This window comes from Paenibacillus sp. GYB004, from assembly GCF_036577605.1.
Taxonomy (GTDB): domain Bacteria; phylum Bacillota; class Bacilli; order Paenibacillales; family NBRC-103111; genus Paenibacillus_AB; species Paenibacillus_AB oceani.
This window is the reverse complement of the sequence record NZ_JARBDB010000047.1, coordinates 111,033-126,039: the sequence shown is the minus strand read 5'-3', so window position 1 is coordinate 126,039 and position 15,007 is coordinate 111,033. Positions and strand designations below refer to the sequence as shown.

General features: G+C 54.7%; 12 protein-coding genes. 2 read left to right on the top strand and 10 right to left on the bottom strand.

The genetic code is table 11. From position 1 onward, the window contains the following. Positions 1-263: 263 nt before the first annotated feature. The 3 genes from PV433_RS19110 to murC all read right to left on the bottom strand — a co-directional run bounded on the left by PV433_RS19110 (position 264) and on the right by murC (position 3,426). Positions 264-1,205, bottom strand: a complete 942-nt coding sequence (locus PV433_RS19110; RefSeq protein ID WP_332073656.1) for a hypothetical protein — start codon at positions 1,203-1,205, stop codon at positions 264-266. Further along, positions 1,202-1,993 carry a class I SAM-dependent methyltransferase gene (locus PV433_RS19105; protein ID WP_332073655.1) on the bottom strand — a complete coding sequence of 264 codons (792 nt, stop codon included), beginning with the start codon at positions 1,991-1,993 and terminating at the stop codon, positions 1,202-1,204. The genes PV433_RS19110 and PV433_RS19105 overlap by 4 nt, the downstream gene beginning before the upstream one ends. Positions 1,994-2,127: 134 nt before the next feature. Further along, the gene (gene murC / locus PV433_RS19100) at positions 2,128-3,426 is read right to left on the bottom strand and encodes a UDP-N-acetylmuramate--L-alanine ligase (protein ID WP_332073654.1); all 1,299 of its coding nucleotides are present in this window, start codon (positions 3,424-3,426) and stop codon (positions 2,128-2,130) included. A gap of 239 nt (positions 3,427-3,665) precedes the next feature. On the opposite strand from murC, the gene tlp reads away from it, so the two are divergent. After that, positions 3,666-3,881 (top strand): small acid-soluble spore protein Tlp, encoded by a 216-nt coding sequence (gene tlp / locus PV433_RS19095; protein ID WP_332073653.1) that lies wholly within the window; start codon positions 3,666-3,668, stop codon positions 3,879-3,881. A gap of 96 nt (positions 3,882-3,977) precedes the next feature. Here tlp and rnz read toward each other — a convergent pair whose 3' ends face one another. After that, positions 3,978-4,895, bottom strand: a complete 918-nt coding sequence (rnz, locus tag PV433_RS19090) for a ribonuclease Z (RefSeq protein WP_332073652.1) — start codon at positions 4,893-4,895, stop codon at positions 3,978-3,980. A 328-nt stretch (positions 4,896-5,223) separates the two neighbouring features. On the opposite strand from rnz, the gene PV433_RS19085 reads away from it, so the two are divergent. Further along, entirely contained in the window at positions 5,224-5,766 is a 543-nt protein-coding gene (locus PV433_RS19085; RefSeq protein WP_190924808.1) for a 1,2-dihydroxy-3-keto-5-methylthiopentene dioxygenase, read from the top strand. 170 nt (positions 5,767-5,936) lie between these two features. On the opposite strand, the gene metH is transcribed toward PV433_RS19085, so the two are convergent. The 6 genes from metH to PV433_RS19055 form a co-directional block, all read right to left on the bottom strand. After that, positions 5,937-9,377, bottom strand: coding sequence for a methionine synthase (gene metH, locus PV433_RS19080; protein WP_332073651.1), 3,441 nt, complete (start codon positions 9,375-9,377; stop codon positions 5,937-5,939). 224 nt (positions 9,378-9,601) lie between these two features. Beyond that, positions 9,602-10,399: an HAD family hydrolase gene (locus PV433_RS19075; protein ID WP_332073650.1), complete on the bottom strand. Its 798-nt coding sequence runs from the start codon at positions 10,397-10,399 to the stop codon at positions 9,602-9,604. A 25-nt stretch (positions 10,400-10,424) separates the two neighbouring features. After that, positions 10,425-10,940: a hypothetical protein gene (locus tag PV433_RS19070; RefSeq protein WP_332073649.1), complete on the bottom strand. Its 516-nt coding sequence runs from the start codon at positions 10,938-10,940 to the stop codon at positions 10,425-10,427. 16 nt (positions 10,941-10,956) lie between these two features. Continuing rightward, positions 10,957-11,163, bottom strand: coding sequence for a DUF896 domain-containing protein (locus PV433_RS19065; RefSeq protein WP_190924816.1), 207 nt, complete (start codon positions 11,161-11,163; stop codon positions 10,957-10,959). 229 nt (positions 11,164-11,392) lie between these two features. Continuing rightward, positions 11,393-11,779: a LysM peptidoglycan-binding domain-containing protein gene (locus tag PV433_RS19060; RefSeq protein WP_332073648.1), complete on the bottom strand. Its 387-nt coding sequence runs from the start codon at positions 11,777-11,779 to the stop codon at positions 11,393-11,395. Positions 11,780-11,888: 109 nt separating this feature from the next. Beyond that, the gene (locus tag PV433_RS19055; protein WP_332073646.1) at positions 11,889-14,843 is read right to left on the bottom strand and encodes a hypothetical protein; all 2,955 of its coding nucleotides are present in this window, start codon (positions 14,841-14,843) and stop codon (positions 11,889-11,891) included. Between the last annotated feature and the right edge of the window lie 164 nt (positions 14,844-15,007).

The following is a 15,007-nucleotide window of genomic DNA, read 5'->3' as shown; positions in this document are numbered from 1 at the left end:
TATGTACCCTCGAATGGCAGCTGGACTAGGTACACGCTGCCTCATATCGACAAAATCCCCCGGCAGAAGAGATTATTGTCATCGGCCTTCCCGGATCGCCGTCTTCGGATCGCTCAGCAGCTGTTGCACGAACGACGGTTCCTCCCATGCCTTTTGAATATTTTGCTTACTTAAAATAGTATCAGCCACCACAATCAACCATCACCCCCCAAATTTGGTAAGTATTACTTTCCTAATTTAGCACAAAAGTCCTATGAAATCTACTATTTTGTCAATTCCTTCGACATCCAATAATAAAATCCGCCTTGGAGGAGACGGTTTTTCATTTGCTCCATTTCCGCCGCTTCCCGCTGCAATCCCGAAACCAAAAACAGATGAAAGTCGGACAAATGACGGATTGTTGTCTCTCCGTCATCGAACAAACGGCCATGCCTTTCTTCCGCCATCCTCGCATACCCGGTCAGTCCGCCCTGAATATGAAGAAAGGACAAAATCGTTTCCCGGTCGAGCATTACGTCTTCCCCGAGCCCTTTTTCCCTGCGTATGTAAGCCAAAAGGCCATTCGCGCCCCCTTGAAGCAAATCTTCCTCCCAGTCGGCGCGGTCGTCAGTCATCTGCAGCGTAATCAACACACGGTCCACCGCATCCGATACGTGCGGAACGATCTTCTCCATCCCCGCTTGCACCAACACCCCGGCCGAAGCAAGCTTCACAGGACTCGCTTTATGGGCGATCCGGACGGGATTCAGAAAATAATCGTCCGCCCCGCTCTCAACGGCTACGCCGGACGCCCATTCCGTCATATATTGTCGATAGTACGGCCAGAACGGAGAATCCGCTGCGAAGGATCGATTGTAGATCGTCACAAACTCAAGCTGGAACATGTGGGCTAACGCAAGCTGCTCCTTCCATTCGGCAGGAGCCGTATCCATCAGATCGTCCTCTACGAAAAAGTGCAGCATCACAAACACACCGGCCAGAGCCATATCGCGGCACGTCCGCTCGTTTACCCGATCCAGTTCCTTCAGCCAAAACGGCAGTAAATAACAGATGTAGTTTTTGGTGCTGCCCTCTTTGTACGGATGAAATTTGTATAAATAGGCAAGTCCGCGATCATGAAGCGGCGCCGGGAATCCCCCGATCATCTGTTCCGCGTCCCTGAATACGTCTCTTAACTCAGCTTCATAATCCGTGAACCAGTTCATGATGAAATCACCTCCTTCGCTCCCGAACCTTCGACAGGAGACCGGGCAAAGCTCATCCCGAACATCGGAATCTCTATGTCCGCATCCGGATCGTGTAACCATTCGTCCAGCTCGTCCGCACGTTCTGCCGATAGGGGCTCGCCAAGCAAATATTCCGTCGATACCTTCATATAGCTGTACAACGCCGCTTTCTTGGATGACGAATCCGCCCGGACCGCATATCGTTTCGTCCCGGTAACAGCGAGCCCCCCGTATTGAAACTCCAATTTTAGAGCGTCCGGCAATTCAAGAAACGTTCTGCGGCCCCGTAAAGACTGCCGTGCCTGTCTATACAGCGAGAGGAATAGCGGCAAACCATCGTTTCCTTGAAACCGGGCGTCGTCGAAATCGATGATTATAACTCTCGAAAGAGGATGAAGACGGTTGCAAACCCATTTCACAAATCCTCCGACGTCCTCAATATGCAAGATGACAAGTCTGGCCATGATCAGATCCCATGCGTTCTGCTCGTCCAGCCGCTCATAGCTGCCGTGGATCAGATTCATCCCCCGATCGTTTCGAAGCGCGGCTTTCATGTACATCGGCCGGTCCAGCTCAACTCCGGTACAATCCGCGGATGGATAACGTTCCTTCATTTTCGCTAAATAAGCACCGTTGCCGCATCCGATATCCAGGATAGTTGCAGGCGCCTCCGGCAAATCGTCGAGCAGAAGGCTGCACTCCGTCTCAAAAAATAAATCTGTCGTTATATGCAGCATCTGATCCAGCAAATCAACTTTGTCGTTCAAAGCCAAACCCCTTTCGACAAAATACATTCCCAACAAAACCCATTATAGCACGAAAGTCCCGGGTTTTGGGCATAACAAAAACCCTCTATCCGGGATAGAGGGCGGCATTTGGTGCAATAATTCATACTTCTGCCTTATCTGGCTTCATACCACGACTGATACTTCTGAATATCCCCCGCACCCATGAACAGCAGGACACAATCGCTGTATCCGTCCAGTTGTCCGATATTGGTTTCGGTAATGTGACGGGAGGTCGGGATTTTTTCCATCAGATGCTCGATCGATACTCCGCCGTCGTTTTCACGCGCAGAACCGAAAATGTTGCATAAGTATACTTCGTCGGACCCGGACAACGAGTTCGCAAAATCGTCGATAAACGTTTCCAGTCGCGAATACGTATGGGGTTGGAAGACGGACACCACTTTTTTGCCGGGATACTTGGCTCTTACCGCATCCAGCGTAGCGGTAATCTCGGTCGGATGATGCGCGTAATCGTCGATCACGACATTGCCCCTGACCTGCTTCTCGGTGAACCGCCGTTTAACCCCGCCGAATGTGGCAAGCCGGGTCTTGACCTGGTCGATGTTCAAATCCTCGAGGAGAGCGACGCCGATGACCGCAAGCGCATTAAGAACGCTGTGCCGTCCGTAAGCCGAAACGGTAAAGGTGCCTAAAGGATTGTTGTGCATAAACACCTCGAACGTCATCCCGTCCGCCCCTGCACGCACTTGCTCCGCACGCAGCTCGTTATGTTCGCCGAATCCGTAGTAAAGCACCGGCACTTTCGGCTTAGCCATTCTGCGCACTTGCGGGTCGTCCCCGCAGGCGACCAAATGTTTCTTGACACGATCCGCCATCTCCTGAAAGGCCGAAATGACATCGTCCATGCCGCTAAAATAATCCGGATGATCAAAGTCGATGTTCGTAATAATCGCATAGTCGGGCTCGTAGGCGAGAAAATGTCTGCGGTATTCGCAGCTCTCGAATACGAAATAGGTGCTGTCCGCAACGCCGGCGCCCGTTCCGTCTCCGATCAGGTAAGAGGTCGGTTGCAACCCCCCGAACGTATGGGCGAGCATCCCGGTCGTAGTCGTTTTGCCATGTGCCCCCGTAACGGCAACACTCGTAAACTGGCGAATCCATCCGCCGAGAAAATGATGATACCGCTCTACCGGTATGCCGGCTTCGCCGCATTTGGCGATTTCCGGATGATCGTCCTTAAACGCATTCGAAGCGATGACGCGAATCTGTCCCTGTCCGAATTCGCTTTCACCAAACCGGTACATCGGAATGCCCCTGGTTTCAAGCGGCTTCTGGGTAAACAATTCGGTATCCACGTCGGATCCCTGAACCGGATATCCGGTATCATGCAGAACTTGCGCGAGCGCGCTCATCCCGGCACCCTTTATTCCTATGAAATGAACTTTTTCCATGAAGGATACCTCCCCACATTATGCTGGAGCCTAACTCGACCTGACGTACTTCCCATTATATGAGACGAAATGGAAACTGTGCTCCCGCCTATGGACGGGACGGGGATAACAGCTCCGTATTGGTAAGCATTCCCGGAACTTCTCCGTCTTATAGCAGTCCGGCTGAACGCACGTATATTTTTTGATAAAAGTGGCATCTTATCCGGGTATGGATTCCACCCGGAAAGGAGGGACTGAGAATGGCCAAACCGGACGATCGTTCCGACAATGTGGAAAAGCTGCAAAATATGAAGCAAAATACGATCGGCAACTTGGAAGAAGCCGAAAATTATTTGGCGGAGCACGCTGACGAAATATCCGCTACTGAAAAACAGGACATCGAGCAAAAAAACGAAAACCGCCGCGCAAGCATCTCGGGATTCCAATCCGAAATGGAAGACGAGATGAACTCCTGATATTCGGCGAAGCACGAATGAATAGTGAGTTAAGCCCTTTTCAGCGCCAGGCTGAATCGGGCTTTTTTCTCCTTGAGCTGCCCCGTAGACCGCGCTCTACCCAATCGTATAACTCCAATGGTCGCGGGCGATGTACGTCTCGCCGAAATGCTCCCGGGCATCCTCCAGCAGCCGGACCGCCTCGTCTTCCTGGTAGCGCGAGCTGATGTGGGTCAAAATCAGCGATTTCACCCCGGCGCTCGCCGCCGTTAAGGCCGCATCCTTGGCGGTAGAATGATAATACGTCTGGGCCAATTCGTCAAGCGTCGCATCAAATGTCGCTTCATGGACCAGCACGTCGGCCCCGGCCGCGAGCCGAACCGCAGCTTCGCAGCGCCGGGTATCTCCGAGAATTGCGATTTTCTTGCCCGGAATCGGCGCCCCGATGCACGCAGCTCCGTCCACTATCGTCCCGTCCGGCAGCTCCACCGTCTCTCCCCGCTTGATCCGACCGTACAACGGTCCCGCCGGCACGCCCAGCTCCTTCAGTCTGGAAGCGTCTAGTTTGCCCTGCTTGTCCTTCTCGACAATCCGGTAACCGTAGCTGTCGATCCGGTGATCCAGCAGCTCGCAGCCGATCTCGAACCGGTCGTCTTCATAGACCGTTCCCTCGTGAATCTCGCGATAGGTAAGTTCGTAGGACAACCGGGCCTGACTAAGCCGGAGTACCGGCTCAAGAAGCGACTCCAGTCCCGGCGGACCGAACAGGACGAGCGGCGTCGTGCCGCCCTGATTCGACCGGCTGGTCAGCAGCCCCGGCAAACCGTAAATATGGTCCCCGTGAAGATGGGTAATGAATATGAACTCCAGCCGGCTCGCCTTGAGCGGAGAGCGCAGCATCTGGTGCTGCGTCCCTTCGCCGCAGTCGAACAGCCACATCGTCCCCCGCTCGTCGTAGAGCGTTAACGCGATGGAGGTGACGTTGCGTTCTTTGGAGGGCATGCCCGCCCCAGTACCTAAAAAATATAGCTCCATACTTCTCCTTCCGCCGGTTGCACTTGGTCTGCATCGAAGACGACTCCTCCGGGTGGACAAAAATTCCCCCCTTGGAGATGGGCGTTTCCGGCTTTATCTGCATCTTTATGTAACTTCACGGCGGGCAGCATTCCGCCGGATTCGAAGCGTTGTCGTGTATCCGTATCTGTTAGTCTACCAGAAACGGCCTGTTTTCGAAAGGGAACTAATTCTCATGTTTTCTTATCGGAATTTAAGAATTAAATTGTCCCCGTCCATCGACACGGCGCCCAATTTCGAATATAATACTGTAATAATAAGCAATCATCTGATGGAAAGAGGGAGACCGATGGCAGAGATTCGCATCCGCAATACGAATGAACGCATCCAGGGCGAACAAAATGTGAAATCGTTTCTGGAGAAGCAAGAGGTGCTTTACGAGCACTGGAATCCAGGCAAGCTCCCTGCCGAGCTGCAGGAGAAATTCGTCCTCTCCGACGAAGAAAAGCAGCAAATCCTAAGCACGTTCGACTCTGAAATTCGCGATCTGGCTGGGCGCCGCGGTTACCGGACCTGGGATATCGTCGCCCTGTCCGACGCTACGCCGAACCTCGAAGAGCTGCTGAAAAAGTTCGAGCAGGTGCATACGCATACAGAGGACGAAGTTCGCGCGATTACGGCGGGTAAAGGGATCTTTATCATTAAAGGCACGGACGATGTCGGTTACTTCGACGTTGAGTTGGAAGCCGGCGACGTCATCTCCGTTCCGGAGAACAAGCCCCACTTCTTCACGCTTATGGATAACCGCAAAATCGTCGCCGTCCGCCTCTTTATCGAAACCGAAGGCTGGATCGCGCATCCGTTCGAAGACCCTGCCTTCCAAAAAGCTTAATCCGCTTAACAATTAACGCCGTACAACTTCCGGCCTTGCACCGTTCATTTCGAACCGGCGAACCGCTTTTGTACCGGCACGCCAAAAAAGCCCGGCGCTTTCTTACCAGAAAGCGCCGGGCTTTTTATTTGGATTTGTTTCTGAAAGCAGCGCTTCCCGACGGATGCGGCTTAAGCCTTATCTACGTTAAAGTAACGCGCCTCCGGATGGGCGAACACCATTGCGGAAACGGACGCTTCCGGCTCCATCATGCAGCCTTCGGTTAATTCCACGCCGATATCCGCCGGATTCATCAGACGGAACAGAGGCTCCTGATCTTCCAGATTCGGACATGCCGGATAACCGAACGAGACGCGGATTCCCTGGTATCTCGCTCCCCAACGCTGCTGCATCGTCAGCTCCGGCGAATCCGGATAGCCCCACATATCACGCATCATATGATGAAGACGCTCGGCGAAGCCTTCCGCCAGCTCGATCGCAAACGACTGCAGCGCATGCGAGCGCAAATAGTCGCCTTTCTCCTTCATCTCTTCCGCTCTCGCCCGGATGCCTTGGCCCGCTGTAACGACGAGGAAGCCGACGTAGTCCATCGTGCCGCTCGAGACCGGCTTCAGGAAGTCCGCCAGACACAAGTACGGCTCCACCTCCTGGCGCGGGAACGAGAACCGGTGCAGTACGACGCTCGTATCCGCCGGATCGTAGATCAGAATATCGTTGCCCTCGGATTGGGCCGGGAAAAACCGGTACATTCCGTTCGCCGTAATGAGACCGTCCGCCTTCGCTTCCGCGAACAGCTCGTCAACCGTCGCCTTCAGCTGCACCGCTTTCGGATTTTTCTCCTCCAGCAGCTTCTCCACCTTGCCGCGGAGTCCCAGATGGTGGCCGAGCAGTGTCTGCATATTCACATACGGGTAAATATAGTCGATCGGATAATCCCGCAGTACGTGCCGGTCGAGATCCGGCGGAATGTATACCGGCACATCCTGCGACACAGACGATTTCGCAGCGCGAGTCAGCTTGACGTCTTCCGCCGCTTTCCCCGACTCCATCACGACCGAATCCATGCTGTCCCGCAGCTCCTGAATCAGCTTCTGGCGCTGCTCGGTATCGCTCAGCTTGTTGGCGATATCGAGACCGTCCATCGCGTCCTTCGCGTACAGCACCACGCCGTCGTACTCCGGTGCGATCCGCGTCTTCGTGAACTTGCGGGTCAGCGCCGCTCCTCCGACCAGAATCGGCACCTCGATGCCCGCCGCGCGAAGGTCCTGAGCCGTAATGACCATCTGCTGCGCCGATTTGACGAGCAGCCCCGAAAGTCCGATCGCGTCCGGCTTCTCTCTCCGGTACGCTTCGATCAACTGCTCGGGCGGTACCTTGATCCCGAGGTTAATGATCTGGTAGCCGTTGTTCGAGAGGATAATCTCCACGAGGTTTTTGCCGATGTCGTGCACGTCGCCCTTGACCGTGGCGAGCAAAATCTTTCCTTTCACCGCGCTCTCGGAACGCTCCATGAATTGTTCCAGGTAAGCGACGGACGCTTTCATCACCTCGGCGCTCTGCAGCACTTCCGCGACGATCAGCTCGTTGTTGTTAAACAAACGGCCGACCTCTTCCATCCCTTTCATCAGCGGTCCGTTAATGATCTCAAGCGGCGCATACTTCTTCAGCGCTTCCTCCAGATCGGGGATCAGACCTTCCTTCGTTCCTTCCACCACGTAAGAGCCGAGACGTTCTTCCAGCGACAGGTTGGAGATTTTTTCGCTTTTCTCCACCTTTTTCTCCCGGAAATGCGCGACAAACTCCGCCAGCGTCTCATCAGTCGTATTGTAGATCAGATTTTCCGCCAGGCGCCGCTCTTCCTCGGGAATCGAAGCGTATCTCTCGAGCTTCTCGGTGTTGACGATCGCATAGTCGAGACCGGCTTTCGTACAATGGTACAAATAAACGGCATTAAGCACTTCGCGTCCTGCATCCGGAAGACCGAACGAAATATTGCTCAATCCGAGAATCGTCTTACATTCGGGGTACTTCTCCTTAATCAGCTTGATGCCTTCAATCGTCTCCACGGCAGAACCGATATACTGCGGGTCCCCGGAACCGACCGGAAACATGTTCGGGTCGAAAATAATATCGTGAGGCTTCAGCCCGTAACGGTTCGTCAACAGATCGAAAGCGCGATCCGCCACTTCCAGCTTGGCCTGCCGGGTTACGGCCTGACCGCGCTCGTCGATCAGGATCATAACGACGGCTGCCCCGTACTTATGAATGAGAGGAACGATGCTTTGGAACTTCGACTCCCCATCCTCCAGGTTAATCGAATTGATGATTGCCTTACCTTGCGAATACTTGAGACCCAGCTCGATGATATGATCGTAAGTCGAATCGATCATAAGCGGAGCTTTAACTTTCTTCACGACGAACTGCAGGAAGTTCTCCATCGCATACGCTTCGTCGATATCCGTATCCTGCAAGTTGATGTCGATGACGTGCGCCCCGTTTTTCACCTGGGCGCGAGCGATTTCGGAGCCTTCCTCGAACTTGCCTTCTTTTATTAAACGTTTGAACTTCCGCGATCCGGAAATGTTCGTGCGCTCCCCGACCATGATCGGCCGATTTTCGTCTTCCAGGTATACCGTCTCGATGCCGGAGACAGCCGCCGGATGATTGCCGTACGTGGTGCGCGGTTGGATGGCGCTCATCGTCTCGGCGATCGCCCGGATATGGTCCGGCGTCGTTCCGCAGCAGCCGCCGGCGATATTGATCCAGCCCTGCTCCGCAAAATCGCCAAGCTTCTTCGCCAGCGAAGCCGGCGACTCATGGTAATGCCCGTTCTCGTCCGGCAAGCCGGCGTTCGGGTAACAGCTTACCGCCGTGCCCGCAATCCCCGACAGCGTCCGGATATGGTCCTTCATAAATTCCGGTCCCGTGGCGCAGTTCAGACCAACCGATACCGGATTCAGGTGCTCGAGCGAGATGTAAAACGACTCGATATTTTGACCGGCCAGCGTCGTTCCCATCGGCTCGATCGTACCGGAGATCATAATCGGCAGCTCAATGCCCGTCGTTTCGAACGCTTGGCGAATCCCGATGCTGCCCGCCTTTACGTTCAGCGTATCCTGTGACGTCTCCAGCAGCAGGGCGTCCACACCCGCTTCAATAAGCGCAACCGCCTGCTCGTAATAGCTTTCTATCAAACCTTCGAACGTAACGCCGCCGGTAACGGACAACGTCTTCGTCGTCGGACCCATCGCACCTGCCACATACCGCGGCCACTCCGGCGTCGAATATTTATTGGCCGCTTCCACCGCCAGCTTCGCAGCCGCGAGATTGAGCTCGCGCGAACGCTCGGGAATGTCGTACTCGGCCAGGACGACGCTCGTCGTGCCGAACGTGTTCGTTTCCAAAATGTCCGCGCCCGCTTCCAGATACGCTTCGTGAATTTTGGAGATAACATCCGGACGTGTAACCGACAATATCTCGTTGCAGCCTTCCAACTCTTCCCCGCCGAAATCGTCCGCGGTCAAGTTTTCCTGCTGCAGCATCGTCCCCATCGCGCCGTCCAGTATTAATATTTTATGCTTGAGCCGTTCCGCCAAAGCTTGTTTGTGCATACGCCCACTCCTTATCTGTACCGTACATACCTGATAGTCTACCAGATGCCGCACGTTTTCGGAAGAGATATATCCATAGGTTTCTTATCGGAATTAAAGTGCTTATCCGAAATGTACGAAATCCGCCGTTCTTTATGGCCCATCCTATCACAAAGGAACCCGCCGCTCTCTTGCGAGAAAGCAACGGGCCTGTCTATTGCGCTTATGCATATGCCGGCGACGGATCAGCCGCGCAGTTCCTCCAGTACGTTGCGGATGCCGTACAGGCTGTCGATCTCGTAAGCAGGAATGATGTCGTCGTTACGCTCCACATGATGGCGGTTGATCCAGACCGACTTCATGCCGACCCCGTTCGCTCCCAAAATGTCCGTAGTCAGCTTGTCGCCGACCATGATGCCTTCTTCCGGACGAATCCCCAGCCGTTCCATCGCATGATGGAAGATCGAAGCGGCCGGCTTGCCTTCGCCGAACGCCCCGGAAATGACGATATGATCGAAATAGCCTGCGAGCTCCGGCACCCCGGCGAGCTTCTCCTTCTGCAGGTCGGGAGAACCGTTCGTGAGCAGCAGCAGCTTGTACTTGCCTTTCAGCTCATCGAGATAGGCGAACGTCTCTTCGTATACGATCGGTCGCGCTCTTCTCTCCTCGGCGAACTTGTCCCCGAGCTTGCAGCCGAATTCCGGGTCGTCAATTCCGAGCGACTTCAGACCGCCTGTCCAGGCGGCCGCCCGGTATGAAGGAGCGAGCTGCTCCAGCTTGCGGAATTGTTCTTGTTCGCCTTCGGTGAAGTTGGCCCATAACCCTTCAAACGGGTTGATCCCGATTCGTTTCGTGAACGGAAACGTTTCGTACGATTCGTATAAAGCGCGAGCGCACTTCCGGACCTCTTCCTCCAGACGGGCCGGATCTACCGGGTGTACGTTGGCCGCCGCTTCGCACGTCGCCTGGAACGCTTCCTTGACGCTCCGGTCGTCCCACAATAATGTGTCGTCCAAATCAAACAATACCGCTTTGATCCCCACATGTGCTCTCTCCCCTGTATATCGCTTAAGCCGCTTCTTCTTTATAAGATATGCCGTTAGTCTCCGCAAACTTTTTAAGCCGGGCCGACAGCGCCGGTATGTCGTACAAACTTTGGAACTTGGACAGCACCCATCTCGTTTTCTTTCCTTTCATCTGGATCGCGATGCTGCCGCGCTGAACGGAGATCTCCTCGATCTCGTCCGCTCCGAAAAACTTCTCGATGCCGAGCCGGCGTGTAGACAGTTTGTTTCTGCCTACCTTCACATAAGGTCTGCGCAAAAAGTACATAACGCCCAGCACCAAATACCCGAGTACCGTTATCCAATAAAAAGATTGCGTCTCGGCCAACGTGGAGGAAACTACGGCGAAGAACAGGGAGCAGGCGACAAGAAGCGCCGGCAAAAACCAGCTTCTTCCTTTGAACACGTCCATCTGCTCCTGGGCCGCCGCTACCGAGATAGGCTGAGCGCCCGTCTTCTTCCGCCGCTGATTCAGTTGTTTGCTGTTTTTCTCTACCATCCGCTCCCACTTCCGGGACATGACTGAATCCTCCGTTCTAATGACGCTTTTTATCGGTTTCGTTCGGTTGATCCCCATCAACGAATTCAATCGAATCGAGCTGCGCCCGAAGCGATGTCTTAAACGCTTCGATATAACGCTTGCGCAGCTCGGCGCGTTCCTGGACTTCGTTTTCGGTCAGTCCGACGGTGTTCGCCTTTTTCGCCAGTTCATTAATGCGGGCGATCATTTGTTCGGTTACCATACGCGTGTTCGTCCTCCTCGTGTCGGTTATCTCTTACTTTGACATGCGCAGGATACGGTTGTCAAGAAAACCGGGACGAAACGGCAAATAACCCGGAGCGTGCAGCTCCGGGCGTAATAGATCGATTGGATATTAGGGGAGAAGCATGAAGCGTAAACAGTCGTTGGGCCGGAATACCAGCCGGACAGCCATAACTCATAGTATACGAACAGAACAAAGCCCGGCATCGTTACTGCGGCAATTGAAGAACTTGGCCGGGAATCAGCGTCGATGTGGTCATCCCGTTCGCCGTCTTCACTTTCCGTATATAATCGCGGATGTCTTCCCCTTGCCGGACGTGCTGACTGGCGATCGACCACAAGGTATCTCCCGGTACGACGGTGACTTCTTCCTTAATCTGAATGGCGGCAGCCTGCACTTCATTGTGGCCAGGCCATTCCAGGAATAACGCTCCGAGACCGAAGCAAGCAAGCATAACAAGCGCGGCGGCAGCCATGCGCAACCGGGTGCCGGAGGATGCTTTCTTCTTGTTCGCATCGCTGTCCGGATTTGCCCAGATCGATTTATAAGAACCTTGGTGCAGCACAGTACGGTGGAAAGTGGTTGACGACATCATCGAAATGACCCCCAAACATTTGTTCTGTTCTTAAATTAACACGAACACACATTCGTGTCAACAAGAATTTCGAACAAGTGTTCGTAGTTCATGTTCGCACTTCGTTCCCCTATTCCTCGTATTCCGCGAACAGATCGATGGTCGCATACGCGTCCGCCGGCAATCCCGGCGAAACGCCGTTCAGGCGGATTCCGATAGTATCTCCTTCCTCGAACGCCGTATCCGGAGCGAACAGGACCGCGCCCGGCTTCAGCGCCGGAGAAGGACTGGCCAGGCCGCCCATCCAGAGCGCCCCGTTTTTCCATACCTCAAATACGAACGAGCCGGCCGCACTAGACGAATGAAACAAGACGATGTATCGCAGCAGCTTGCCGTCGCCGGGCAAAACGTACGTCTGGGAAGGATGTCCCCCCTCTCTCTGGAAGGCAGCGCCCGGGCTCGCTGTAGCCAGCTGACCGAAATAATAGTGGAGCGTTCGCTTCTCTTTATCCGCCTTGATCCAGCGCGTTCCGTCCCAGACGACGATCCGGTTCAAGCTTTCGTCGAAATAGGCGAAGCCGGGCTCGTTCTGGAACGCTGCCGGAACCGGACGGCTCGCCGTCGGTCCTCTGCGTCTTGCCATCAGCGTGCTTTCCGAGACATGATGGCTTTTCAGCATCGCGTAAAATTCAGGGGCGATCGGTGTTCCGATCCCTGCGTAATAATCGATGATTTCTTTCGACAGCGCCGTGTTCAGATGGTTGTGCAGCAGCTTATGGTTCACATCGATAAAATCGTACCGCGCCACCAGGTCCGGCCGGCTCGTTCCGTCCAGAACGGGCGCGTGAATCGTACAATTAAGAAAGGAGACGCCGTGGTCAACCGACGTCGAATACAGCAATTTGCCGTCGTCGACAGCGTCGGCCTTCAGATGGCAGTTGTCGAACACGATCCGCCCCCGCATCCGGCCGCCTTCATAAGCATCCAGACAATTGACGGTGCACCCGCTGAAGGACACGTCCGCGACGCTGCCTTTAAAGTGGCCGAAGAAATCTCCGCAGTTCACAAATTCGAGCTTCGGATACAGCGCGTACGAGTCCTCATAGGCGGCGGTCGCGAGCGCGTTTAACAAAAAGTTGACATGGGTCGTCGACTGTGAGGTTTGAGCCGGAACTTTCTCCGACTGAATATTAACAAACGACATGCGGCAGTTCGGGGTGACACGGCTCGCGTCGTATCCGCCCGGCTTGCCCAGATGGAAGCTGAGCGGATTCGGAATCTCCAGCATACGGACGCCCTTCTCCCGGCCGACGACGGTCACGTCTCTGAACTCGATCGATTGCGGGAAAAACAGCCTTTCGGAGGTGGACGATATTTTGGAGAAAGCGGCAATTTTCATAATCCGGCATATGCCGGTCGGGTTCGGAATGCCGGTATAGTCGAACACGAAGTCTTCGATCTTAATCGAGCGGCCGTATCCGATCGGATATTTATAATTGAAGTTGGCCGGAACGCAATGGAGCGCGACCGCTTCCGCCGGTCCGTTCGTGACGATCAGCCTGCACTTGGTGAGCCGGATGCTGCCATCCCACTTGGCGCCATAATCGACGCGAAAATCGATGAACCGGCTGCCGAACCGTTTCGTATTCTCGATAAACAAATCTCCGCCGCCGGTCAGCGTAAAACCGCGATACCCGATCTCCGAGTCTTTCACGTACAAGTTCCAGCAGTGGAAATGAACGTCCACCCGGTTCAGGCGGCAGCCTTCGATGCTGAAATTTTTGAACAGGTTCGTGCCGAAAACGCCCCAATGAACCATCCCGCCTTCAGACGTGACGTTGCGGAACGTCGCGTTCAGCACCCTCGCTCCGCCGATCCCGTACGTGCCGGCGGGCACGTCGCGATCCGTCCCTTCGCGGTCCTGCTCCCACGGAATGAGTCTCACGTTCTCCAGCGTAACGTCGAACACATAGTTGAAATAATAAAATCCGATTCGCGGATCAAGCGACGTATCGCTCGCCCCCTCCTCCAGCCCGACCCACTGGTTGCGGATGATCGTACGGCTGCGCCGGACCATAATTCCGTTGTGCAAATAAGCGCCGCCCGCCCCGGGACTGTTGCCCGACATGTAAAAGGTGCCTCCGTCGAGGATCAGGTAGTTATCGTCGCACGGGTATGCGACCAGGCTCGTATAATTGTTGAAGGTCCAGGCAATGTCCCCGATCAGCCGCCCGTGCTCCTCGACATAGAAAAACTCTTCTTTGTTCCAGCCATTGTGATTGTATCCTTGTCTCACACCGATTTTGTCGTTGCTGTCGGTAATGAACACAAGAGAGTTCTTATAGGGAGCCAGCTCCGGGACAAATGTCGTGCCAGGCTTCATTTTGTCTAGAAATGAAGCTTTCTCCGCCGCGTCGAACTGGATATTCACCGTGCTTTTGCGGCTCGTCACCCGGAACCGGGGATTTGATTTGGAGTTCATCCCTTCGTCGATATGAAACTTTGTGTGACCCCAGTTTGCATTCGTCTGCACGATAATATCATTTGTCGCTTTGATCCAGTACTCGCCTGTCAGGTTCTGTACGGGCAAATCACGGGCGTTCGCATATGCATGCGCCCGCTTGATCTGAACCCCGTCGTCGTTAACCCCGTCCCCGACCGCGCCGAACTGCTTGTAGTTCACGCTGTCCTCCGCAAGCAGGATCGCCTGCAGCTCTCCGCTCAGATTCACGACACTGCCCAAGTCTTCCGGCAGGATGCCCGGCTTGACGATGTAGTCCGCGCCGCCGCCGTCCCCCGGCTCGTAATACCCGGCAGTCCGGACGATCATCCCCTCTCTGAGCATCGTCTCACTTTTCATCTTGGCTATGTTCTCCACATAACGGAAGCGGAACATCGCAAACGGAAAATTCCCCATATCCGGACCGAACCCGTACGTGGCCAAATTTACCGAATCGCCCATAACTCCCTCCTTGATGAACGACTGTCCCGCTACCGCAACACCGGCTCCTCCAAGGGCCGCAAGCAAGCTCCTTCTGGAGATCCGTTTAGGCGGCCGCGCATGTTCTACGTTCCGTTCTTCCATCCCTGTTCCCTCCTCGAATCGATCGTTATCCAGCTCCGACGGAGTGCCTGGTCCCAAGCCGTTCATTCCCGGTTGCCGTAAGCAGGCCGGATCGCCGCTACTAGTCCCATTTCCTCATGTACCGATTCGCCCGCTAACCGGTTATGCCGCCTAATCGGCACCGC

What these genes read in the sequence shown, in the direction of transcription:
- PV433_RS19055 (WP_332073646.1), bottom strand. Translation starts at nt 14,843, where the DNA reads ATGGAAGAACGGAACGTAGAACATGCGCGGCCGCCTAAACGGATCTCC.
- PV433_RS19110 (WP_332073656.1), bottom strand. Translation starts at nt 1,205, where the DNA reads ATGAACTGGTTCACGGATTATGAAGCTGAGTTAAGAGACGTATTCAGG.
- rnz (WP_332073652.1), bottom strand. Translation starts at nt 4,895, where the DNA reads ATGGAGCTATATTTTTTAGGTACTGGGGCGGGCATGCCCTCCAAAGAA.
- PV433_RS19065 (WP_190924816.1), bottom strand. Translation starts at nt 11,163, where the DNA reads ATGGTAACCGAACAAATGATCGCCCGCATTAATGAACTGGCGAAAAAG.
- PV433_RS19070 (WP_332073649.1), bottom strand. Translation starts at nt 10,940, where the DNA reads ATGTCCCGGAAGTGGGAGCGGATGGTAGAGAAAAACAGCAAACAACTG.
- PV433_RS19085 (WP_190924808.1), top strand. Translation starts at nt 5,224, where the DNA reads ATGGCAGAGATTCGCATCCGCAATACGAATGAACGCATCCAGGGCGAA.
- metH (WP_332073651.1), bottom strand. Translation starts at nt 9,377, where the DNA reads ATGCACAAACAAGCTTTGGCGGAACGGCTCAAGCATAAAATATTAATA.
- murC (WP_332073654.1), bottom strand. Translation starts at nt 3,426, where the DNA reads ATGGAAAAAGTTCATTTCATAGGAATAAAGGGTGCCGGGATGAGCGCG.
- PV433_RS19060 (WP_332073648.1), bottom strand. Translation starts at nt 11,779, where the DNA reads ATGATGTCGTCAACCACTTTCCACCGTACTGTGCTGCACCAAGGTTCT.
- tlp (WP_332073653.1), top strand. Translation starts at nt 3,666, where the DNA reads ATGGCCAAACCGGACGATCGTTCCGACAATGTGGAAAAGCTGCAAAAT.